This window comes from Haladaptatus rarus (assembly GCF_054177585.1).
The window spans coordinates 665,578-689,060 of record NZ_JBPEHG010000002.1 but is presented as its reverse complement, the minus strand read 5'-3'; the positions used below and the strand labels follow the sequence as shown (position 1 = coordinate 689,060).

17 protein-coding genes and 1 pseudogene are annotated in these 23,483 nt (G+C 56.6%); 7 read left to right on the top strand and 11 right to left on the bottom strand.

Annotated features, from left to right (window positions below; translation table 11 throughout):
• A pseudogene (locus ACR3FE_RS08850) lies at window positions 1–74 on the bottom strand (IS6 family transposase); the annotation flags it as partial.
• Window positions 75–176: 102 nt separating this feature from the next.
• Here ACR3FE_RS08850 and ACR3FE_RS08845 point away from each other — a divergent pair.
• Both ACR3FE_RS08845 and ACR3FE_RS08840 read left to right on the top strand, forming a co-directional pair.
• Complete coding sequence (locus ACR3FE_RS08845; RefSeq protein ID WP_458206715.1) at window positions 177–1,436, top strand: outer membrane protein assembly factor BamB family protein; 1,260 nt, start codon at window positions 177–179, stop codon at window positions 1,434–1,436.
• Between the two features lie 676 nt (window positions 1,437–2,112).
• Window positions 2,113–3,363, top strand: a complete 1,251-nt coding sequence (locus ACR3FE_RS08840) for an RNA-guided endonuclease InsQ/TnpB family protein (protein WP_458206714.1) — start codon at window positions 2,113–2,115, stop codon at window positions 3,361–3,363.
• A 75-nt stretch (window positions 3,364–3,438) separates the two neighbouring features.
• Here ACR3FE_RS08840 and ACR3FE_RS08835 read toward each other — a convergent pair whose 3' ends face one another.
• The 5 genes from ACR3FE_RS08835 to ACR3FE_RS08815 form a co-directional block, all read right to left on the bottom strand.
• Window positions 3,439–3,666 carry a hypothetical protein gene (locus ACR3FE_RS08835; protein ID WP_458206713.1) on the bottom strand — a complete coding sequence of 76 codons (228 nt, stop codon included), beginning with the start codon at window positions 3,664–3,666 and terminating at the stop codon, window positions 3,439–3,441.
• A gap of 257 nt (window positions 3,667–3,923) precedes the next feature.
• Window positions 3,924–4,097, bottom strand: coding sequence for a DUF5786 family protein (locus ACR3FE_RS08830; RefSeq protein ID WP_458206712.1), 174 nt, complete (start codon window positions 4,095–4,097; stop codon window positions 3,924–3,926).
• 675 nt (window positions 4,098–4,772) lie between these two features.
• Window positions 4,773–5,273 (bottom strand): homing endonuclease associated repeat-containing protein, encoded by a 501-nt coding sequence (locus ACR3FE_RS08825; protein WP_458206745.1) that lies wholly within the window; start codon window positions 5,271–5,273, stop codon window positions 4,773–4,775.
• A 48-nt stretch (window positions 5,274–5,321) separates the two neighbouring features.
• Window positions 5,322–5,738, bottom strand: coding sequence for a homing endonuclease associated repeat-containing protein (locus ACR3FE_RS08820; RefSeq protein WP_458206711.1), 417 nt, complete (start codon window positions 5,736–5,738; stop codon window positions 5,322–5,324).
• A gap of 69 nt (window positions 5,739–5,807) precedes the next feature.
• Window positions 5,808–6,671 (bottom strand): DNA-binding protein, encoded by an 864-nt coding sequence (locus ACR3FE_RS08815; RefSeq protein ID WP_458206710.1) that lies wholly within the window; start codon window positions 6,669–6,671, stop codon window positions 5,808–5,810.
• 446 nt (window positions 6,672–7,117) lie between these two features.
• Here ACR3FE_RS08815 and ACR3FE_RS08810 point away from each other — a divergent pair, with 446 nt between their 5' ends.
• Entirely contained in the window at window positions 7,118–8,647 is a 1,530-nt protein-coding gene (locus ACR3FE_RS08810; RefSeq protein ID WP_458206709.1) for an amidase, read from the top strand.
• A gap of 515 nt (window positions 8,648–9,162) precedes the next feature.
• On the opposite strand, the gene hepT is transcribed toward ACR3FE_RS08810, so the two are convergent.
• Window positions 9,163–9,621: a type VII toxin-antitoxin system HepT family RNase toxin gene (gene hepT / locus ACR3FE_RS08805; RefSeq protein ID WP_458206708.1), complete on the bottom strand. Its 459-nt coding sequence runs from the start codon at window positions 9,619–9,621 to the stop codon at window positions 9,163–9,165.
• Window positions 9,618–10,100 (bottom strand): type VII toxin-antitoxin system MntA family adenylyltransferase antitoxin, encoded by a 483-nt coding sequence (gene mntA, locus ACR3FE_RS08800; protein WP_458206707.1) that lies wholly within the window; start codon window positions 10,098–10,100, stop codon window positions 9,618–9,620. Before mntA ends, hepT begins: the two co-directional genes overlap by 4 nt.
• A 575-nt stretch (window positions 10,101–10,675) precedes the next feature.
• Between mntA and ACR3FE_RS08795 the strand changes: the two genes are divergently transcribed.
• Both ACR3FE_RS08795 and ACR3FE_RS08790 read left to right on the top strand, forming a co-directional pair.
• Window positions 10,676–11,206, top strand: coding sequence for a DUF7342 family protein (locus tag ACR3FE_RS08795; protein ID WP_458206706.1), 531 nt, complete (start codon window positions 10,676–10,678; stop codon window positions 11,204–11,206).
• Between the two features lie 2 nt (window positions 11,207–11,208).
• The gene (locus tag ACR3FE_RS08790; RefSeq protein WP_458206705.1) at window positions 11,209–11,661 is read left to right on the top strand and encodes a toxin-antitoxin system TumE family protein; all 453 of its coding nucleotides are present in this window, start codon (window positions 11,209–11,211) and stop codon (window positions 11,659–11,661) included.
• On the opposite strand, the gene ACR3FE_RS08785 is transcribed toward ACR3FE_RS08790, so the two are convergent.
• Together ACR3FE_RS08785 and ACR3FE_RS08780 are read right to left on the bottom strand one after the other, a co-directional pair.
• Window positions 11,644–12,900 (bottom strand): RNA-guided endonuclease InsQ/TnpB family protein, encoded by a 1,257-nt coding sequence (locus ACR3FE_RS08785; protein ID WP_458206704.1) that lies wholly within the window; start codon window positions 12,898–12,900, stop codon window positions 11,644–11,646. The two genes, ACR3FE_RS08790 and ACR3FE_RS08785, sit on opposite strands and share 18 nt — an antisense overlap.
• A 109-nt stretch (window positions 12,901–13,009) precedes the next feature.
• On the bottom strand, window positions 13,010–15,136 hold the full coding sequence (locus ACR3FE_RS08780; protein WP_458206703.1) for a transglutaminase TgpA family protein: 2,127 nt from the start codon (window positions 15,134–15,136) through the stop codon (window positions 13,010–13,012).
• Window positions 15,137–15,534: 398 nt separating this feature from the next.
• On the opposite strand from ACR3FE_RS08780, the gene ACR3FE_RS08775 reads away from it, so the two are divergent.
• Both ACR3FE_RS08775 and ACR3FE_RS08770 read left to right on the top strand, forming a co-directional pair.
• Window positions 15,535–17,859 carry a hypothetical protein gene (locus tag ACR3FE_RS08775; protein ID WP_458206702.1) on the top strand — a complete coding sequence of 775 codons (2,325 nt, stop codon included), beginning with the start codon at window positions 15,535–15,537 and terminating at the stop codon, window positions 17,857–17,859.
• Between the two features lie 200 nt (window positions 17,860–18,059).
• Window positions 18,060–21,662: a type IV secretory system conjugative DNA transfer family protein gene (locus ACR3FE_RS08770; protein WP_458206701.1), complete on the top strand. Its 3,603-nt coding sequence runs from the start codon at window positions 18,060–18,062 to the stop codon at window positions 21,660–21,662.
• Window positions 21,663–22,234: 572 nt separating this feature from the next.
• On the opposite strand, the gene ACR3FE_RS08765 is transcribed toward ACR3FE_RS08770, so the two are convergent.
• Window positions 22,235–23,413, bottom strand: a complete 1,179-nt coding sequence (locus ACR3FE_RS08765; RefSeq protein ID WP_458206700.1) for a phage NrS-1 polymerase family protein — start codon at window positions 23,411–23,413, stop codon at window positions 22,235–22,237.
• Between the last annotated feature and the right edge of the window lie 70 nt (window positions 23,414–23,483).

The following is a 23,483-nucleotide window of genomic DNA, read 5'->3' as shown; positions in this document are numbered from 1 at the left end:
TCCGTCCGCTCACGCTCCCAACATTCAAGCGTAGCCGTCTCTAAACTCTTTTTGAGCAGGTTCGAGAGTAGCATGAATCACTAGCTCTTCGACCTGCTCGTCCTTATCTAGACAGTGCCTTATAAATCATAATTTACTCACACAAGGCATTTAGCAAACAAACAATAATGTTGAGCATGGTTCGTCAGACCGTCCCCCGCCGTGCCGTCCTCGCGCTGACTGGAAGTGCCCTCTTCAGCGGTTGTCTCACCACGTCAAGGGAGTCGACGAAACCAACACAGTCGATGACGAAGACGGACTCCCGGCCAGCTGTCGAGGGTTCGTGGCCGCAACTCGGTCAAAACGCGGGTCACAGCGGATATAATCCGACGGTTCCTGCAACCTACTCGGACCTTCGATGGAAAACTGAGACGGAAGGACCGTTGACAACCCCGACCGTCGTGAACGACCGCGTGTATATAACTCGGGGGAAACCAACCGATAGCGGACCAGAAGCCACGCTGGAAGCGTACAACTTGAACACTGGAAAACGAGAATGGGTCACATCACTAGACACGTCGTTCGTCTTTCACGCGCCACTCTCGGATCTTCGTCCTATCTATCACGATGGGGTACTGTATCTCAACATCGACGAGAAATTCGTCGCGATCGATGCAGACACACGGGAGACGCTCTGGAGAACGTCGGCGTTCAAGACATTCATCAACGACCCCCCGGTCGTTACGGACGACGCTATTTACGGTGCTGGATTTGAAGGCCTCTCATGCTTCGAACACGACGGAAGCAAGCGGTGGACGTTCACGCCCAACGGTCGGACACTTCATCTGGGCGTTCCATCGATTCTCGACGATACCGTGTACACGACAGTGAACGGGGATCTGACCGCGCTCGAAACTACTACCGGCAAGGTGAAGTGGCGAAAACCGAGCAAAAACACCTTCTTTTCGGTTATCGTGACCGAGAACGAGATAATTCAAGCGGGAGACGACGTTCTGGTGAGCGAACTAGATGGAACCAAACGCTGGCAAGCGCCCAATGTACCGAAGGCCAGTATCCGCCCGGCAGTAGGCGAAAGCGGCGTGTTTCTCGCAGATCACTTTAGAAACGTAGTCGCACGGGAGTTGGACTCTGGCGATGCTCGATGGAAGACAGTGTTGAAGGGAGATAGGGCTCAGGGAACAATGCCGACGGTTACCGACGGTGCCGTGAATCTCCTCCGCTCTGACGAAGAGAACATCACGATGTACTCCCTGAATGCGGTAGATGGAAAGACGACATGGCAGATTTCGAGGAAGGGGAACCGTGGCCGCGGTCCGATTCCCGCCCGTGACACCATCGTGTTCACGACACAGTACACTTCAGGAAATCAGGGTGGGGCGATCACCGTCTCGAAAGGGGTAAAGACGACCAGTCAGCTCTGGGCGTTCAACGTCTGAGGTTCGACACTAGTCCCCACGGGTACCGTGTCGGACAACAAAATTAATCCACAGTTACCTTCGTTAGAGTGTATATTTCTCTGAGATCCAAGCAGAGCCCCACTCGGCACTATGGAGGGCCCGTCATTTGTCTGTAGAGCTAGACAGAATCAAGACTTCATTCCTGTCGCTCTGGCCAAAAGCAACGATTTTTCATTGACCGACTATTCCTCCGGAATCCACCAGATGACAACCCGTGAACTCAATTTCCCACGTTCTAATTCACCCTGTTCATGCAACTCCTCGAGCCGCTGGGGCACTGGCTGCGTTTCATCCCAATTGTATCCGTCACTCCACAACTAACATCTGATCAGCACCGCGCTGAAACTCAAAGGGTACCGTTTCCAATCGGACCTCATATCCATCTGCTCCCGAGAACTGTAGCTACGACGTTTCCTCTAATACGATTCGCGAGATTGGTGGCCTCCGTTCCAGGACAATAGTGCCGCCTCCATTCAGACTACGGTGCCGAAGTTCTGTGAGGATCGTTTCTTTTTCTATCTTTCTTCGAGGAGAGAATCCCGCCGTTTACGGCGGGAGTGAATCCGACAACTCCTTCACAGTCCACAGCCGATGGCAGGCCGGATATTCAACGTCAATCCACACTATTAAGTTGATTTATCTAGATAGGCTATGTATGGCGATTGAGGTCACTCGGACTTACGTTGGTTCCATCCAGAATCACCGACAGGTCTGCGATGGCCTCGATTCGCTCGGTGATTCCGCCTCGAAAATCTGGAACGTCGCACGATGGACAGCAGACCGCGTTTGGGACGCCATCGGTGAAATCCCCGACGAGGGTGTGCTGAAATCGTATATGAAGAACCAGTCGTGCTGGAAAGACTTGAACGCACAATCCAGTCAGAAAGTCATCGAAGAACTTTCCGACGCTTTCCAGTCATGGTTCGACCTGCGACAGAAAGACGACACGGCAAATCCGCCCGGCTACCGTAAACACGGCGACACCCGACCGCGAAGCACGGTCACGTTCAAAGAAGATGGGTTCAAACACGACCCCGAACACAATCGCGTCCGACTTAGCAAGGGGTCAAACCTCAAGGAGTATTGGTCTGACTTCTTGCTCTGCGAGTACCAGACTCGTCCCGATGTTGACCTCTCGGAAGTCAACTCAGTGCAGAACGTTCGGGCGGTCTGGAAAGGTGATGAATGGGAACTGCACTTCGTCTGCAAGGTCAGTCTCGAAACCGCCGATTCAGCAGGCGACGGTGTTGCTGGAATCGACCTTGGCATCACAAACATTGCCACGGTCGCGTTCCCCAACGAGTACGTTCTGTACCCCGGCAACTCGCTCAAACAAGACAAGCACTACTTCAAACGTGCAGAGTACGGCACTCAGGGCGAGAACGGCCCGTCTGAGAAGTCGATGTGGGCACGTTGGAAACTCGCTGGCCGTGAAACCCACTTCTACCACGTCCTCACAGACGCCATAATTACGGAGTGTGTCGAACGTGGTGTTGGAACGCTCGCGGTAAGTTGGCCCGAGAACGTCCGCGACTCGGACTGGGGCAAGACCGGCAACAAGAAGTTGCATACGTGGGCGTTCGACCGCATCTACCAGTACCTCGAGTACAAAGGCGAGATACGTGGCGTCGAGGTACTGAAAGAGAACGAGTGGAACACCTCGAAGACATGTTCGGCGTGTGGTGACGACACAAAGTCGAATCGGAAGCACCGTGGGTTGTACGTCTGCTCGTCGTGTGAGTTGGTAGCCAACGCGGATTGCAACGGAGCGGAGAATATGCGGCAGAAGATAACTCCGAGTCCTCACGGTGAGGATAGGAGTAACGGCTGTGTGGCACAGCCATCGACACACTTGTTCGATTCAGAGAGTGGGATTTTCGCCCCGCGAGAACTCGTTGTGTCGTAGACCGGCAAATATCCCAACTGCGGTACGGGAAGCCCCGTCGTTTACGACGGGGAGGATGTCACACGGGTTCGACCGCTATGGGAGTCGTAGCGTCTCCCCCACTTCGTAGAGGTAGCCCTTGTCTAAGAGTTCGTCAAGGGTGGTGTGAGCGTGTTCTGCATCGAAATCGAATTGCCGAAGGTGAGATAGTGCTTCCTTCCGGGAGAGGGACTCGTCACTGTCCTCGATGATCGGCGTAAGCCGGTCGAGGGCATCCTGTGCGGAAGGGCTGAGCGGCGTTCCAGGGTTGTCGTTTGCTCCCATCGTTAGGGGTGTATGAATGACATGGATGTGGTTGCTGGGGCGGTGGCAATTGCTACGTGAATCCTCGGTATCCTCGGCCTTTAGGTTTGGGTGAGCGTTCTCAGTTGAGCTGTTGGCATAGATATGTTGGCTATCCACACAAATAGTCAGTTCTCACCGAATGCGTCAGACTTGGTTCCACAGACGGAGTAGGTCGAATGCCTCCGTGCTTTGCATCGAGGCGGTGCACGAGTCCGAGACAGCAGCGAAACAGTGTGCTAATTATCGTCTTTTAGTTCTTTGTATCGGGAGAGGAGCGCGTCGATCGAGTCGTCAGTGTACTCGACATGACCTTCGAAAATCGTTCGCCGGTCATCCGAGTCAATACCGACGGAGCTAATCTTCTTTTCACGACGTTCGTACTCCTCTGCATCGAACCTTCCCATCGACATAGAATACCTCCGTGATGAATATTGGTACCAGACGAATATAGCCTCATCGGACGAATATCAGCAATTTACCCGGTCGAGAAGGCGGAATTCTCAACACCATGAGATACTGACTGAGTCCTTTGAACACGGCATCGAGATTCGGCTTCTGGACAGAGCTGTGATTCAAAAACTGCCTTTCCAACGTGACTTCTCCCACGACTAAAGTCGTGGGCTTTCTCCTCGATTTCTGTAAGCGAGGTCGTGGCTGCGCGCGCAGCGTAGCGAGCACGGAATGGAGGGTGGGGCAGAAGGGTTTGGGTCGGTTCGACACGGAGCAAAAAAGAACGCTGCGACGACCGGCTACTCTCCCCACCGACCCCGCTCAGGGAAATACTCGATCCTTCTGCCGATTACCGCCACCGAGAAACGCCCATTGTACCAGTTCTTGGCTACACTCCAGAACTCGATCGTCTCTCCTTCTTGAGCCCTAGGCACTGCATCGTATCTTCGATCAGCCTCACTTGTATGACTCTAAATTGACTCTTTCTTCGCTAGTATCGCAGCAATAGGGCCATTGGTGAGGATTTCACGGGGCCTTGTCGGTACTGTATTCCGAGGTTCATTGCCTATCTTCGTTTAAAACTTCTCTTCCAACAATTATACAATGTTTAAAGGTATCTAGCCAAGAACTGGAATCTACTCCCGAATATCGGGGCGAAGTGGCGATAGTTGCTCCCAGAACCGATGATGGATGACACAGAGCGTCACTAAATTATCGACATGATTCATCGCTTTGTAGTCTGGGTCATCCGACGCCATGGATGCGCTTATTGGAACGATATGGTGGATATGTGGGTCATTCTCGTACTGTCCGTAGTGTTCTTCTCGTGTCATCTCGCACCCAGGCATTTGGCATCTGAAGTTATCCCGTTGGAGCGTGCGGTAACGCTGAGTGCCCCAGTTTGAGCCATAATAGTTAGACGTGCCACCACCATTCCATCTCGGACTGTCCGATCCAGACGGCCACCCGCGTGGTTCATAGCCCGCAGCGTGAAGAGCAGACTCCCAGTCATCGAAACGACGAAAGTACGGTCGGTGAGTGAACTTTCCATCACGTTTCAAATCATTGGTTGACGGTGAATGTCCGAGTTTCTCTGCGAGGCGGTGAATCTCATCAAGAAGCCGCTCGTCCGAGATGTGTGGCTCGTGATTCGGGTCGAAACCTGCCGCACGGATGGCATTATTTCACGAACCATATCTTGCTTGAGCCGTTTTCGGCGAGTACGACCCGTGCGACTTCATCTCTACTACTGTTGGAACGTGTCCAAGTCGATCGGCCAACTCACGAATACTTTCTTTGATATCCTGCTTGCAGATCTGTATTTCACTCCCAGCACTACTTGGCTCTAACTCTAGTTCTCCAAGAGAGTTCGTCCACGAGCCGAATCGGTTGCAGAATGTCTTTGCCGAATACGTACCTTCTTCGTTCATCTCACGCACTGTCGGCGCACGCCCCTTTTCATCGGCAAGATGTTGCAATTCGGACAGTAGCCGACTCGTCGGAATTCGTGTCGAGTGTCCCGGTAACAGGTCTACACCGTCTTTTCGTTCAGTTGCGTCTGTCTCTTCGGTCGTGAGAGATTGTGGAGTTTGGTCATCCATTGCGTTCGCGCTCCACTCCCTGGAGCGCGCGAAAAATAGCGGACGCAAAAAGAGAGGAATTAGTGGCGATTAGGTCTCCCAACCCCACTCGCCGTTCTTGAAGGTTATTTCAGTCCACCCTGTCGCTGCGATACTTGGCCGCCCCTGGTAGAAGCTTCGTGCTGCGTGGCGCACTTCGATTCGGTCGCCTTCACGGACGCAAGGCTGGTAGCTTCGCTTCCACGTTGTCACCTTGATCGTTCCCGTATCGTCTTCAAGTATCCCGACCCACGCGATACTCGGATGGCTTGGCTCCCACAACTGAGTAATCGTTCCCTGAATGCTCACCTCCTTTCGATTGACATCCTGCACGTCCGCAATCGGAATCACCTGTCCGGGTGCCGTCCGTAACTCCTCGCACACCCCGACGACCGCACTCATCATCCCCGCACCATCCGCGACTCGCTCGGCCAACCGCCGACTGATCGCCGCTCGCGACCATCCATCGAGCTTCATTTCCAACCGCATTGCCTGCTTGTTCACCGCCGCCAACTGCTCCTGCGTCAACTCCTCACGCGGATCTCGACGCTCCGGGTCACACCACGCATCCACACTTGCAGCGCGCTCATGGAACGCACGACGCCGCTTCTTGCTCCCCTGTGCTACCACCGTCTGACACTGTGCTTCCCGATTCGACTCCTGTGACCGATCCCACCGCACTCGCGTTCGTTCAATCTCCATCTCTCGCGCCACCAACCGCTCTTCTGCCGCCAACGTCAGTCCTTGTCCAACTCCATCGGGATGATTCGTATCGACCCTCGCCTGGATCGTCTGCTCGACCGACGGCCGTAGCTCAAGTTCTTCTTCGGCGACCTCGAATCGCTCCTCGTCTTCCTGTTCGAGTGCCTGTTCATCGACCGAAACTACTTGTCCGAGAGTGCGTTTACTACTCATTGGAATCCACCAGATTCCGAAGGCGCGTCCTCTACCGCGTCTTTTCCAACACTCACCTCTACATGAGTCACATCTCTCTACCGACTCATCCGGCTCCTGCGCGCGCTCGCTTGCGCCTTCGCGAGCGCCTCTTGGGCGCGAAGCGAGCGCGCGTTTTTGAAGGACGACCAGCACTGCGCGTCGATCCGCCCAACGCGAGCGTCCAGCACACAAGCCGGTTTCGTGTCCGTCGACCACCGGGAGACGCAACCGAACGCGCGCTTGGTGCTGGCGTCGAAACCAGATGCCCGGAACGGCCGGAGGCCGCACGCCCGGACTGGTCGGTCGCGAGCGACGCGTCGGGCGGCAGCGGCGAGCGGAGCGGGCCATTCACGAACACCAGGAATGGTAGATCACTGGTAACGACCAACATGATTGATGGTTTCGTAGAACACCTTAGAGAACGTATGTCAGACGTTCCACCGAACATTCAGCCACCGACACCCGAGGAAATCCGCGAAAAAGCAGCCAAACACCACATCGATCTCACTGACGAGGAAGTCGAAGACTTCCGCACAGCGATTCCCGAGACGCTCAAAGCCTACGAACGCCTCGACGAACTCGTTGAGCCCCGCCCGAATCTAAAGTACACCAACCGTGAACCAGGATATCAGCCAAGTGACGAGGAAGACCCATTAAATGCGTTTGTGACGAAATGCGAGGTCCGCGGCGCCGATTCAGGGCCACTCTTCGATTACGAAATCGGGGTGAAGGACAATGTCGCAGTTGCTGGTATCGAGATGACGTGCGGTTCGAAGCTCTTTGCTGGCTATGTTCCTTCGAGGGATGCCACAATCGTCACACGCCTCCTTGATGCCGGCGGCACCATCACGGGAAAAATGAACATGGAGGACATGGCGTTCTCTGGGAGCGGTGAATTGTCGGCGACGGGGCCCGTGTTGAATCCTCGTAACTCAGAGTATATCGCTGGTGGCTCTTCAAGCGGATCGATAGCAGCAGTCGTTAACGGCGACGTGGATGTGGCCATTGGCGGTGATCAGGGTGGTTCAATCCGTATCCCAGCAGCGTGGAGCGGCGGCGTCGGCCACAAACCGACGCACGGCCTCGTTCCCTATACGGGCATCGCAGGCCTTGGTCGCTCATTCGATCATGTTGGACCGATGGCCACCACTGTCGAAGACTGTGCTCGTGTCCTCGATGTAATCGCTGGCGACGATTCACTGGATCCGCGGCAAGGGAATGTCCCAACTGACGAATACACTGAAGCACTCTCGAACGACCCCGAAGACCTGACGATTGGTATCGTCGAAGAAGGGTTCGGCCATGAACAGAGCGAGCCAGGAGTGGACGAGACGGTTCGCGACGCGCTGGATCACTTCGCCGATGCCGGTGTCGAAGTGACTGACGTCTCGATCCCGATGCACAATGACGGCTTGGCGATTTGGAACGGTATCGTTATTGAGGAGACGACGGCCACCGTCAACGGCGAGGGCGTCGGACACTTTGGCGATGGATACTATGATACGCAATTCATGGACGCCTTCGGCAAGGCACGCCGAGTGCAGGCCGATGACTACCTCACGACGCTCAAGTTGACGCTCGTACTGGGTCAATATCTCGCTGATGAGTACCGTAGTCACTACTATGCGAAAGCGCAAAATCTCAGCCACGCGTTGGCCCACGAATATGACGATGCACTCGCCGACGTTGACGTATTGGCGATGCCAACCACCCCACAAACCGCCCACCAACAGGACGACGACTTGAGTCGGCTCGAGGTTATCGACCGTGCGCTTAACATGCTCTCTAACACGGCACCGTTCGATGTTACGGGCCATCCGGCGCTCTCTGTTCCCTGTGGAAAGTCCGATGGCCTCCCTGTTGGTCTTATGTTCGTCGGTGAGCGATTCGACGATGATACCGTTCTCCACGTCGGCCACACATTCGAACAACAACATGACTGGGAGGTATTCTGATAGGAATCAGTGAGTGATGTAAGGTGGTTTATTAACATTGTCACCGAATCGAGACGTATCCGTCGTCTTAGAATATTACACAACCAAGCACGCGCGCCGTCCCGGCCGGGTCGAGTGGCCAGCGGAGTTAGTCTGTCGCCGAACGGAGTGAGGGGAGTTCCGAGCACCCGCGGCGCGCAGGAACCGACTGACTAACCCGCTGGCGTTCCGGGAGGGTGCGAACGACGGGCCGGCCGAAATGGACGGCGAGCGGGCGTCCCGTCAGCAACCACCAGCCAAACAGATGCCTGTCGCAGTCTTCACAGTCCACAGGATGGGACTGAAAGGGGGCCGTCGACATAGCATACCTCAACGATGGTCTCGTGAGGGACGACGGAAAGCGATAGCTTCGCTCTCGCCTGAAGCACTTGGAGCGATGCAGGAGAAGCATGCAGCGAGGCGTGGGTGTCGATCAGCTGGGGGCATTCGAGGCAAAATAACGCTCACAGCACTGGACGGTGCACTGTTATACCCTCTCACTCGCCGAGTGCACCAATCGAATCCAGATGATCGCGAATCTCGATGACAAACGTGCGATACCGTTCGAGATCTTGCAACGTATTGTAGACCACGTCGTGATCGATGATGTGGCCATACGTATGCGAGAGCACATTCCGAAATCGGGCACCTTGTGCCATCTGCTCGGCCGTCGATGAAGAAAGGATGCTAATCTCGCCAAGCGCTCGCATCGACTCCGGATTACTCGCTGGCGGTTGTCCCCGCTCGTGTTTGACGAGTTCTTCACCGATGTCAATCGATGCCTCAGTCATCTTCACGAACCGCCGCTCGACGATATCACGGGTATCCGAGTCCGTCTTGTACTCCTCCCGACTTACCCGTTGTTTACGAGCGAGGACGCCGAGGCTTTCCTCGATGGTTTCGACTGCGGTTAGAATGCGGTTGAGTCGATCCGCTGGAAATTCGTCGGTCGTCATCGCTCAGTACTCGACCTATCGGGCGCTGTCACAGCGGAACCGCCGAGATGCTCGTCGATCTTTGCAAGTGCAATATCGAAGCGATCACGCGGGGATTGTGTTTCTGAACTCGAATTCGTCAGCTGGCGGCGAAGCTCATTGGCGTGTGACTGGTCGCCGACGAGTAGCACACCCTGGTCGAAGACGACCGTTGCAATATCCGGTGAGAGGGTGTGAATGTCGACTAAATCCACATCGTCAGTACCGAGTGCTTCACTCAGATCGGCACTCACGCTGAAAAACGTCTCATTGTACGCCGGGTCGTCGCGCTGTGTTGTTTCGAGTTCGACCGCGATGTCGATGTCGCTCCCGGTGTGCGGTGCTCCTGACGCATGTGAACCGAAGAGGATCGCGAGCTGCACTGAATGCTCTCCGAGCACAGACTGAAGCGTCTCGATTGGGAGAGAGTCATCGAGGGCAGCCGACTCAACGGTTCTCATTGGCTGATGATACGTGGTCGTGGCATATAAAAACCAAGCTACCACGAAACAACAGTCGGTATGGAGGTGGGTCATCTGGTATCACAGGTACGCACGGCAATGTTTTGCGCGCCTCATTGCTTGTGGCGCAGATAAATCCGTATTTCACTCACAACGGATTTCAGATAGTACTAAAACTGACCGACGAACCCGCTGGCGTTCCGGGAGGGTGCGAACACCGGCCCGGTCGAGGGGGACGGCGAGCGAGCCGATGGAAGCACCCCAACGAAGTGAGGAGCGCAGCGAGACAGAGCCGTCGGGCGCCCGGGGGACTTTCGGAGCGTCCACTTCCCACACAGGTGAAGACAGATCAGTTCAAGCACTCGCATCCCCGGATGTTCAACAGAATCCACCGGACTTCTTTCACTCCGTGACTGAGGTCACCTGCTGCAACAGTCAGCGTTCGTGAACAGGCCACTCGTCAGATCGGTCGAATCCCTGAATTCTGGCCAGGCATCGTGGAGGGAGAGGCCGAACGGCAGCCATTTTACTGCGTGGTCAGTAGTTATATTGCGTATTCACTTGTATTTGTGCGTATGACTGCCGAAGACGATGACCACGGCCCACCCGAATCGGATTTTTCGGAAGGACTGGCCGATCGGCTGGAGAACGCGCCAGCCGATGAACGGGTGTATCGAATCGCACTCGAGTTGACCGACCCAACCCGAGTGACCGATGTTGCTGAGCGTGCCGATTGTTCAAAGAATGCCGCACGCCGGCATCTCAAGCGCCTTGTCGAAATTGGTGTGTTGACGCAGGTAACGAAGAATCCAGCGACATTCGAGCGGAACGAAGCGTACTTCGAATGGCGACGTCTCAATCGATTATCGGAGCTGAGCGAACAAGAGTACAAGGAGCGACTTGGAAATCTGCTCGCCGAAAATGAAGCGTACAAAGAGACGTATGATGTCTCGAACCCGGATGCCATCGACCCGTTAGAGTACGGTGAATACGGGGATCCGGAACAGGTCTGGTTGGACGTGAACAATTGGGAGGCAATCAGACGGGAAATCCGCGATCTTCGTCGTGCCAACCAAGAGAATGCGACTGATGAAGGAGTCATCTAGTCGTGGAAGACGGCGATACAAAACGAACCCCTCGTCGTGAGTTGCTACGCGAGCTCGCATCCCTGCTTGGGTCCGAAGCGTGGGTCGAGACGATTTCTGTCTTCCCGTCAAACCGTCCGGATTCGATCGTCGTCTCACTCGAACAACAGCACTATCCACGCGATCTCGTTTCAGACGTCTATATCGAAGTCCAATCCTACACAAACGGCGACTTCCATATCACGTACCTCGAAGACCATCACGGCGAGCAGTGGCTGTGCCGATGGGATCGGCATGCGAGCGATGACTATTCTCAAGATCATTTCCACATGCCACCCGATGCACGACACGAGGACGGTGTTAACCGAAACTACCCCCCGGATCTTACTGCGATGCTATCCCAAGAAGTTGTGCCGTGGATCTACGAACGGATGGGTAACGTGTGGACAGAATACGAGTCATCGACCCTCGACTGAAGTCGTGGGCTTGTCCGTGGACTCCCGGTCTGACGACGAACTGTCGTAGGCGGTGTAATCGCCATTCCCGTTCAGCATCCCAGACTTGAGGGCGAGATGACCGTCGCCCAACCCAGAGGGACGTTTGCCCTCTGGTAAAGTTAGCAATTTCAAACCGATGTTCTTCGAGGCGTTGTAATCGCCGTCAACCGAGTACCCACACTCGTTGCACTCGAACCAGCCAGTCTTCGAGTCACGATTCGTGCTGGACTGATGCCCGCACGTCGAGCAGGTCTGACTCGTAAACGCAGGCGGTATCTGTGCCACGCGAATCCCGTACTCGCTGGCCTTGTACGCGAGCATTTCTTGCAGTTCGCGGAACGCCCAGTTGTGCATCTGGCGCTTCACTTGGTCGTTCCGATTGTCCATTCGCTCGCGGATGTAGGTCAAGCGTTCGACGGCGATGTACGAACAGTCGTGGGCGTCGGCGTCCTCCACGATACGTCGAGAAATTGTGTGCAGGCGATTCAGCACGAAGCGGTTTTCTCGCCCCGACAGTCGCCGGAGTACCTGCTTGGCGGAGCGAGTGCCTTTGTGCTGAAGGCTTCGACGCACGCGGAAGTAGTGGTTCTGACCCCACAACAGTTCACCACCATCGTAGAACGACCCCGTGCTGGTCACGGCGACGTTCTTCAAGTTCAAGTCCATGCCCAGTACCTTGTCACCGTCTCGTTCTTCGACCTCTTTCTTGATGACGATGTGGAGGTAGAACGCTTCCTCGTCTTCGCGGTAGTGGAGCGTCCCCATTCGTTTCTCGTAGTCGTCATCATCGAGGTAGGACTTCTGGAAGTCACCGAGAACGTAGTCCACGGCGACCCGACCGTTGATGGTGGAGAGAGTGGCCGACCTATCTTTGATGGTCAACGTCCGTTTGTCGTACACTGCGGACGGCTCGTTGAATCGCGGGAGTGGTCGGTTGTTGCCCTTCTTCCAGTCAGCAACCGTTGATTTCATCGCTTCGACGGCTTTCGAGTAGGCCCGCACACAGAGGTTCGCGGGTAGGTCTGTCTCGTCTCGCAAGTCGTGGTACACTTGGTCGTGTATCGTGGACTTATTGAGGATGAGGTATCCGTCGTCGTTCCTGCCGTTCTGGACGGTGTAGTTGCAGGCGTGGTTGAACTGTTCGATGGTCTGATGGAGGTCGTCCTGTCGGTCATCTGGAACCGAGAGTTTGACCGGAATGGTTCGTTTGACCTCCATCTGTAACCTCACATACGAAGTAGTGTTTTATAAATCCACGAGTAGCGTGGGGGAGTCAGCCTGCTATCGCTCGTGGTTTGTTTCGAGGCGTGTCGGATTCCTCCCACGGCTAAAGCCGTGGGCTTCCTCCTTGCATCACTGTGAGCGTCGGGAGCGTGATCGTCCGCTGCCCTGACGCTGGGCCACGACCCGCCAGCAACGAAACATTCCCAGGGGCGTCTGGAAGCTGAACACGAAGGCGGCCATGTGCGTCAGTCCGACCGACCGTTCGGTTGTCGAGTTGCACACGCGCGTTGCTGACGGGTACGTCTTCGATCGTCGCCGTCACCACGACCGTGTTTCCGGTGACGGTATCGCCGGAGACGGTGAGCGTGATGTTCGTCGCAAGCGAGTACGACTGTGAGCTATTGACCGTTTCGTTCGTCTGCGTATCCTGCGTGAACGGTGACGGTGCGGACGAATCGGCTGAAACGAGGGCCGCGCTCAGGTGGGGGAGCCCACCGCGTGCGTTCGTCGATGAGGCAGTGGTCTCGTTTACGGTGATCGTAAGGGATCGCGCGTACGGGACACGCGCAGTGACCGCTCCATGCTCGTCAGTCGTCCCCACCCGTTTCCCGTTGAATCGGACGATCTTGCCTGGCAGGGGGTGCTCGCCACGAGTGACCGTCACGGTCACCATCGCACCGGGGACAGGCGTTCGGTCGAGTTCGATAGTGGCCGTCGGCGTCGATGGGTCACTCGTCTCGTTCTGCGACGTATCCGAATCACCTGGCTCGGTTTGTGACGCGTTCGAGTCGGTCGTCGTGGTCGTCGGGGTTGTCGTTCGTGCCGTGCCCGAACTGGTGGTCGGTGGTTTCGTGTGTGACTGGGTCGTTCCACTGCTCGTCATCCCGGTCGTGGTGCGTGTTCCTATGTCCGACTGAGATTGGGTTGCCCCCGTCTGTCCGCCAGTGGTGCCGGTTCCGGTGGTCGATTGGCCGTCTGTCTGTGACGACGATTGGACTTCTCCATTGGGCGTAAAGCGCTCCGCTGGACTCCCCTGTTCAGTCGGCGAGTACGTGCCGCTCTCGCCTTGCTGTTCGAAGGCTTGTTGTTCGGCTTGGAGGCGGGCTGCGCCAGGTGTCGGATCGAATCGCACCCAGCCCACGTCAGGGAAGTAGACTTCGACCCAGGCGTGAGCGTTCATCCCGCGAACGCGATACGTGTTCTCCCCGACTTGCTGACCCGTCGAGTAGCCGACGACGTAGCGAGCAGGAATGTCTTGTGACCGAAGCATGACGGTCATCGTGGTCGCAAAGTACTCACAGTACCCAGCGTCCATGTCGAACATGAACTGCGACGCAACGTCGTCGTCTGGGGGCGTACTAACGTTCAACGAATAGGTTTTGTTCGATTCAAGCCACGACTCGATTTGTGTGGCCGTCTCGTACGGAGAGGACGCGTCACGAGTGAGATTCTGGGTGAACTGACTGACACGCGGGTCGATATCGGCTGGCAGTTGCGTATACTCGGAGTGGATTCGCTCTGGATACTGCTGGCCCGCCGTCCGCAGGACGGTCGGGTCGCGGGGTGGCAGGTAGCTGACGCCCGTATAGGTCGTGCCAGGTGGGATCGATCTATCGGTGACGAACGCTCGTTCGTCGGTGACGGACACCGAGGTAGAATCGAGTTGGGAGAGGCTCGTCGGTTGCCAGACACTGGGGAGCGATGTGGCAGGCCGATCGAGCGTGATCTGATATTGGACACGCTGACCCTGGATCCCGTTCTGTTTCAGTTCCCCGTCGTACGGTTTTCGGTCACCAATCTGTTCCCAGCCACTGCCGGTGTACGTGTCGTATGCACCAGTCCGCCAGTACGAGGCGGTCGAACTTTGGACGGTGAAATGTGTCTCAGCGTTTTGTGACCGAAACGCGGATGAACCGGTTTCACTGGTAAGTGACCCGCCGACCGACGTTCGATCTCCTGCGTTTAATGCACCGAGTTGGCCGCTCCCGCTGAGGCTACCACCACCACCGCCACCGCCCCCACCACCACTCGCCTGCTGGCCATATGGAGTGGCGTTCGGTTGGGGAACGACAGAGCCGATCGGCGAGTTACCGAGGCCTGCTGTCTCGACGGCAGGGACGACCGTCGCCGCGATGACGATCGCAAGGGCACAGCAGACAGTGAGAAGGAGCCGGAGGCGGTCGCGAGACTGTTCTTCGGGCGAGACGAGTGACGGTGATTTCTCGGACATCGATAGTGTGGTCGTGGATTGGAGGTGCTACGTTGGACGGCGAATGTATCTGCAGGTTGTATGACTGATAACTGATAAGACACCTATAAAAAGATTGGTATGCGTAAACCACGGCCGAGGATGTTCGTCTGTCCGCGTTGTTCTCACATACAGCATATTCTCTCACAGGGAGTGGGACTTCAATGACAGGTCGCCAGAAATCAGTGCGACAGTGGCCGAGATAGTCTCCGATCCGAGAAAGCGCCGGCTACGGTTTTCTATCGTTGTTTTCTGCACGCCATTTTCAGGCATCAGAGAACAATTTCTGTTACAAACGGATAATTATACAGTTATTTAGCGATAGTATTATTCTTCTATAGACAATTATATTGGGTGGTCAAGAACCATAATCAAAAATCATGGCAGTTAATACAGACATGTATCGTAGAAATTATCTTCGAGGAATCGGTGCGGTCGGAACGGCAGGTGGGCTCGCCACGCTTGGGATTCCAACAGCAACAGCAACAGCAACGACGTTGCCGGACGCCACGGTCAGTATTGATCCATCTCCTGCAAACGTCCACGACTGGCCGATCGATGATCGCATTTTCGGGAAGTTCATCGAGCACAACGGACGAGATGTCTACCCCGGTTTCTACGCCGACCACATCGCAAACGGCTCGTTCGAGGTGTGGAATGAGCCGACGGCGGGCGACCGGACGGCTGTCTTGTATCGAGACACACCTGTCTTCGCCGGTGTCGCCTATCCATGGGAGCCGTTCGAAGAGACGGGGACGATCGAGTTCAGTCAGCAATCCGGTGGGAGACACGGACGAGAAGCCGAACCCGATCTCGAAAGCGGGGCCGGTGTCCCAGCCGACAAGCGACCGGTTCCGGCTGGAATAACGACGCCGCGATTCCAGCGTGTGTCCGTCAAAGGGAAAGGAAAAGACGGTGGGTACGGCGGCGTTCGGCAACGAACCGCGCTCCCAGACCACCGCACACTCGAATATGATGTCTCGGTCTCCGTTCGTGGGAAGGGCTCGGTCGCCGCAGAGGTGTGCCTCGAGGCCCCGGATGGAACCGTCCTCGCACATGCATCGGTTCCCGTGTCGAACGACTGGGAACGACACGAGGTCGGTCTTCAACTCAGTGACAGAAGCGGCCAGCAGTACCAGGGGTCACCATTCGGTGAGTACGTCCTTTCGTTCGTTATCTCGGGCCATGGCGACGTTGACCTCGATTGGGTGATGCTGATGGCCGGTGATGCGGTCAACGGCAAGTTCAATCCGACCACGATCGACCTCCTCAAGGAGTTCAACGTGACGAGTCTCCGATGGCCGGGTGGGAACTTTGCGAGCCAGTACCACTGGCGAGACGGTGTCGGGCCACTCCAGGAACGGCCAATCGTCCCGAACGTGAACTGGGGCGGGCTCGAACGCAACTATTTCGGGACGAACGAGTTCCTCGAGTTCTGTGAGATAGCGGGGATCAAACCCCTCATCAACGTCGGGTTCTGGTCACAGATTCCTCCCGTGGAGGCGGCAGAGTGGGTCGAATATGTCAATGGTGACCAGTCGACCGAACTGGGTCAATTGCGGGCAGACCATGGCTATCCGACGCCGTGGAACGTCACTGCCTGGCAAGTCGGGAACGAGGTCTACGGCACGTACCAGATCGGTAACAAAGTCATCGACGAGTATGCAGCAGAGTTCCAGGACTACGATACGGCGATGAAAGCCGTGGACGACAGTATCGAAATCGACGCGGTGGGAATCGACCCGATGTACACGGATTTCCACGACGGATCAGGCGTCCGTAACATCGGTGACCCACCGATTTGGAATACACGACTGTTCGATATCGCGAACGGGGCAGTCGAAGGTGTCGATATCCATCGCTATACGCGTGGGATCGTCAATACCAACGTCCGTCAACGCTGGCTCGAAACGAACGAAACAGATCCGGTCGGCTACAACGAAGTACTGGTAAACTTTCCCAAGCAGTTCGACGTTCTCATCGAAGAGCTGCGTAGTGACGCTGACGAGCGAGGGATCCACGACCTTCGAATTGACGTGGGGGAATGGAATCTTCAACCAGTCGTCAGTCCTGGGTGGCCACGAGCGGGCTATCCGACGATGGCACATGCGACGTTTATGGCTGGGATGTTTAACACGATGTTGCGTCAGGGTGAGACGGTCACGATGAGCCACATGCGGGATAACTCATTGTTCTGGCGACCGTATCCGATCGACTTCCGTCCAGCGCCGCCGGGCGATTACACGGCTCGCTTCTATGCCGAACCATTCGAACGTGAGACCGTCGACTGGAAACTCGTGCCAGTGGCCGTTACGAGTCCCACATTCACGATGCCGAAGACAGGGATCAGAATTCGACGGATGGAAAACGTCCCCTTTGTCGATGCGACGGCAATCATCGGACACACCGGTCAGTCGGACGACGAGGTCATCGTGTACGTCACGAACGGAAGCCTGACCGAAACGTTCACCGTCGAATTGGTTGTTGCGGGCTGGCCGGGTTCCACCCAAGAGATTCCCACCGTCCCTGCCACACTGCAAGTCGGGGCAGGGGGCGATCCATTCGCCAGACAGACGAGTTGGTCGTCACTCGATGGCTTCACCCTCGAGAACCTCCAACTCGAACCGAACGCGGACGGAAATATCGAAGTGACCATGCCGCCTGCCTCGGTCGGCAAGCTTTCGTTCACGCTGGCATCGAGCTAACGAAGATACCTGACGGAGATGGCGAACTGTCTCGCCATCAGCATTGGTCTCACGCTGATGCCGAACGGACTGCAGGTGCGGAACGTGAGGGATACCGAGCGACCCGATTCCTGCGCCAAACCCCTTGTCGCACCACAATTTCTACCGGAATTACACAGGAAGCTATGTACCGATAGTCCCCACGTGTGGTAGTCACGCACATGGCCACCCCCTCAGAACCACCCCTGGCCACTCGCACCGTCCTCCGAATCCAGCCGACGACAGACCCACTCACCCCCGACGCGCTCACGTCCCAGTTTCGCCGTCTGCACAGCATCACCAAAAGCGACGACCGTTCGATCACACGTCAGTTGCTCTCGCGGACAGCCTCCGTTCCACACACTGTCGAATGGTTACTCATCGCCCAGCCCGATGGCACACTCGATTACAGCGTCGACCTGCCGATGAACACTGACGCCGATGCGGACGATTATAGCCCACTGAACGCGGTCGAGGGCACGCTCCGAACCCTGTTTCCCGACTCATACGAACTCGACCGCGAGACCATCTCGCTCGCGTCTGCGCTGGGCGTCGCCACAGACACCGATTCGGACACACCTCCAACCGACGAGCCACACATCGCGGCCGTCGAATTCGCTGGCACGGGTGACCGTCGCAATGACTGGCAAACAGCACTCACGCCTTTTGATGCCCTCGCCGATGACGACAACGCCAGACCGCCACTCGCGGCGATCACGGAGACGCTTGCAACCGCATCGGTTCCCGTCGTCTTTCAGGTCCTCCTCCGGCCGAAACCCGACTGGACGACCGAAGCGGGCGTCTGGCAGCGGAAACTCGAGAAAGGCGAGACCTCAGTCATCGGCAAACTCGTCGAAGCGTGGTTCGTCCCTACCGAGACGCGACGCGACACGACGACCACGCCGGGAGATACCCTATCAGACGGCACCCAGCGTCGTCTCGACAGCATCGACGAGCGCGACACTCGCCACTCCTTCGAGCTAAACGTGCGTGCGGTCGCGGTCGCCGAAGACGACCCGTCCGAGGCGACACAGACCGTCGAAGCATTGGCGACGACGCTGACACCGATCGACGGCGCGGAGTATCGACTCACCGCAGAGACGCATCCAGCGACCGATACAGGAGGTTCGACAAGTGCGACCGACGTGCTCGATGACCTCCTCACCGCCGCGTTTCACGACGACCCTACGGGCCTTCGCACCCGTCTTCCCGGTGGGGGGACGACGAGTCCGGTTATCGTCGCTGACCCGACCGAGGTGGGGAGTTTTTGTGCACTCGATGGCAGTGCCGTGACTGCGGCAGGGTCGCGCGCACTCGCACTGACGCCGAGTGAGCGAACCGCAGTCCCCAGACCACCGATCGACCAGCTCGATGCCTACTACGGAGACGGATTCCTGCTGGGATATCCACTCACGCAGGACGGGACGCCACACGCGAAACCGATCTCGCTCCCAGCTGAATTCCAACCGCTTCATTCGGTGCTTTTGGGGAAGACGGGCTCTGGAAAGACAACACTCGCCATTAACGCCTTACTCAAGAATCACGGCACAACCGACGGTGCAACGATTATCGTCGAACCGAAGGGCGACGGGATGACAACCGACTACCTCCGAGCACATTACGCCCGCTTTGGCCACCTCGACGACATCCTCTACTTCGATTGTTCGAGCGTTCTCCCCGCCTTTTCGTTTTTCAATATCGAGGATGAGATAGCTGCAGGCGTCTCGCGGACGACCGCCGTCGAGGATCGCGTCGACCACTATCTCGAAATGCTGGCCCAAATCATGGGCCCCGACCGCTTCTATCAGGCCGTTCGCTCGCCCGACATCATCCGCTATCTCGTCAAGGCAATGTTCGACCCTGTCCATGGAAGTGATGCCTTTTCCCATCGGTCGTTGCACGGGGCTGCGCGGCGCATGCACGAACGCAAGTCCGCACCCGCCGTCTCTGATCCGGATTTAGAGCGGATGCTCGGTGGCGTTGTCGCCAACCGTGCTCGCTCGTTCGACGAGGTGATGCAAGGGGTTGCAAACCGTCTCGAAAAGATTCCCGTTGACCGCCGATTGGCGCGGATGTTCGATCACGTGCCCGAAGCGGAGGACCCACAGTTTGACCTCGCGGACTATCTGGACGAAAACGTCGTCATCATCTTCGATACTGGTGACCTCCGTACCGAGGCCCAGCGCGTGCTCGCACTGGTCGTCCTCTCAAATCTTTGGACAGCACTGCGCCGTCGCACCCGTCGGACTCCCGATACCGACCGTCCACTCGTCAACCTGTATCTGGAGGAGGCTGCAAGCCTCGCGGTGACGGACATCGTGAACGACCTGTTGGCACAATCCCGAAGTTTCGACTGTGCGGTGACGCTCGCGATGCAGTTTCCCGCCCAACTGCGAGCACTCGACGAACGGGCGTACGACGAATTGTTGAACAACGCCTCGACGTTCATTACGGGTAATGTCGCCATCGACCGGCCGCTTGCCGAACGGCTTTCGACTGACGCAATGGACACAGAACAGGTTGGCAATCGACTGCGCGCGCTTCGACGTGGGCAATGGTTCGTGAAACTACCTGCAGCGTTCGATACCCCGGAACCACGGCCGTTTCTCGTTCGGTCTGCACCACTGCCCCCCGGAGATCCAACTGGAGATGCACCACTCTCGGAAACCGATGCCGCACTGTTCCAATCGGCGATGTTTCGTGCGTCCGAGCGAACCCGCCGTGACGCAGGACTCACGATTGGATCGCCAACGACGGTTGAGTCTGACGGGAAGGAGGCAGAACCAGCAGAAGAACCAGAGCCGTCACAAATACGCGTCGAGACCGCTCTTGCGCATACGAAGCGGCTGCCCTCGTGTGTCGAATACGATGCGAATCTCAATGCACTCCGCTGTACGGGGTGTGACAATCGCTATGATCCGAGTATCGAGGGCATGAAGCGCGTCATTGCCTGCTGTTCGTCGCTCGATGCTGTTGACCGCGACGACGTGCCGATCTGTGATTTGAACCTCAAACTCACGCCCGAAGAGCGCGCTGATTCCGAGTGGTCGGGACACCAGCTTATGTTTCTGCAGGCAGTGTACAACGCCCAACAGCTGCGCTACGACCCGCTGGAATACGATCTGTTATTCGATTCGATGCTCCGCTTACAAGAGTATGTCAGTATCGACAGCGACGCTGTACAGGATCTCATCGATGCCGACGTGCTTCGCCACGATACTGACCATCCCCATCGGTTGTTCACGGTGACGCCCGATGGGCGGACGGCGATCGGTGAGAGTTACCGGCAAGGTGTGGATTATGGCCACGGACAGGGTGATCTCGAAGAGTCCAGCCAGCACGTTTTCGCGGTGGAAGTCGCGCGGCAGTATCTCGAAGCCGAGTATGTGGACAATCCGGAGTCATCGGTTACTGACGTCATCCCGTACTACGATATCGACGACCAGCGCCGTCTCGACATCGCGGGGCTCGATGCAGACGAGAATATCGTTGTCGCTGTCGAGGCCGAGCGGGTCAATAACGATGTCAGGAGAGCAGTGCTCGATGATTTCGATAAGATCGCCGACTGTACGGTCGAAGAAGCGATCTGGGTGGTTATGACCCAGTCGGACGGTCATGCTGTTCTCGGTGCGTTGAACGATCCGCTCGAAGGTGAGCCGCGAGTTGAGAAGACCTATAGCAAGACAACGCCTCCCCAACAGTTCCGTATCGATTCACCTGGAATGACCGCGATGTATCCCGCCGAATGGTTGCGCGACCAGTTCGACGCGGGACGAGACTCATAATCGGGACGGCGCTTACTCTGGTGTCGAACGGTCGAATTCAGAGACGAGAGGCACTCGTCGGGCGTTCATAATCGGCTCAAACGCCCGGAAGCGGTGTATTGTGGCGATTCTGGGAGGGAACTAGGACAGAAACTGGGCGAGATGGCGATTGGGTTGAAATCAGAGAACAGTACGAACGTGGTGATTGCAGTTGCGTCGCTCGGTTTTACTGATCGGCTTCTGTACTCCGAATCACCATCCTAGTTGCCCAAAACCAGGCGACGGAACCCAATTATGAAAATTTTGACCGGTTGATCTGCATCTCACGTCTCGCAGGGGCTCATCAGTCCATCCCGTGCGGAGTCTTCTTATCGGTGTTTACAGCCGTCTTGGTCGATTTCGACGGCTGTCTCCAGTAGTTCCTAGTTCACTTTCCAGTCATCTTCACAGGTTATTACCGGACGTTTAGGCCGATTATGAATCCAATTCGCGGTTTTGATGAGAGCGTAGAACTCTCATAACCAGTTCTCGTGTCCCGGTTTCGATTATGGAAAAGTACGGTGACCGCGTCAGATACTGACCGATTTTCAGTGTCACCGAGTTACGAGTTGCTTGAGGCGTTCCCAGATACTGGTTGTGGTACTAATCGTTTCCCCCGCTCGCTCAAGGGTCTCGCGTTTCATTCGCTCCTCTTTGAGCTCGTCTCGTAGACGGTCGTTTTCACCTTCGAGTTCTCGAAGCCGGGTCTCCAGTAACGATGTGGTTTCATCACGCATTCGTTTGTGCTGTTCGGCACTGTGAGTTGGCTTTGACGGGGGCTTTGTCTGCTGTCGCGTGCGCTGAGCAGTCGCTGAATCGTCCTGTGCGGCTTCCTGATCTCCCGGAGTGTAATAGTCTGTCGTCACGTTCGAAGCCCGCTTGAGCGTCTTTTCACCGTAGGTCGAGCCGTCAGCGTAGTGAACGTCGTCCCATTTCTCACGGAGGAGGCCAGACTGCCGAAATAAGGAGTCCATTCGCCCTGTGTCGCCACCGGTCCAGAATGCAAGCAGACAGCAGAGTGCCATGTCCGCCTCCGAGTGGCTCTCATAGCCTGAAGTGTCCCCGCGCCAGAGTCGGTCGAACTTCTCACCGTTCGTCGCTCCTTTCGCTCGTTCGAGGAGTTCCTCGTCTTCCAACGTGATTTCTGTGTCAACCTGTGCGTTGGTTGTGACGGTGGTATTTGACTCCCCATCGGCTTCGTCTGCAACGTGGTTTCGATAGACCGACGTAAGCCCCTCGGTGCGCTCGTGGATGGTCGTGGGTGTTTCATCAACGTGGTCGCCGGTGACAGTGAAAAAACGTGCCGTCTCATACAGTTCGACGGTCCCACGCCGGTTCCGTCCCGGTGGAAGCGAGCCTGTGACGAGGACGTGATAGCCCGTTCCTGACGGGCTGATTTCCGTGTAGGAATTCAATCGCTCGATGATCGTTGCGGCCCATTCGGTTGGCGATTGCGTGTCCGGGTCACGTGCACTGTCGAGGTCGATGCCGACGAGAGGGTCATCCTCTGTGAACACGAAGCCAATGCCATCGACTGAGCCGCCAGTAGCATACGAACGGGCGTCGTCGAAACTTGCCCACGTATCAGGATCGTTCGTCAATGCGTATCGACCAGTCGATGGATTCACAGGCACCTTCGTCGGTTTTTCGCCGCGTGTTTGTTCACGCCAGCAGACCCACTGGTCATGTTCGAGAAGGAGCGACGGGATCGTGGTCGCTGGTGGGATACTCATGTCGTATCGGGGGAACCCAATCCAAGCTGAATGGAGATGGTTACTCCCGCAGACGAACTCCTACTATTTG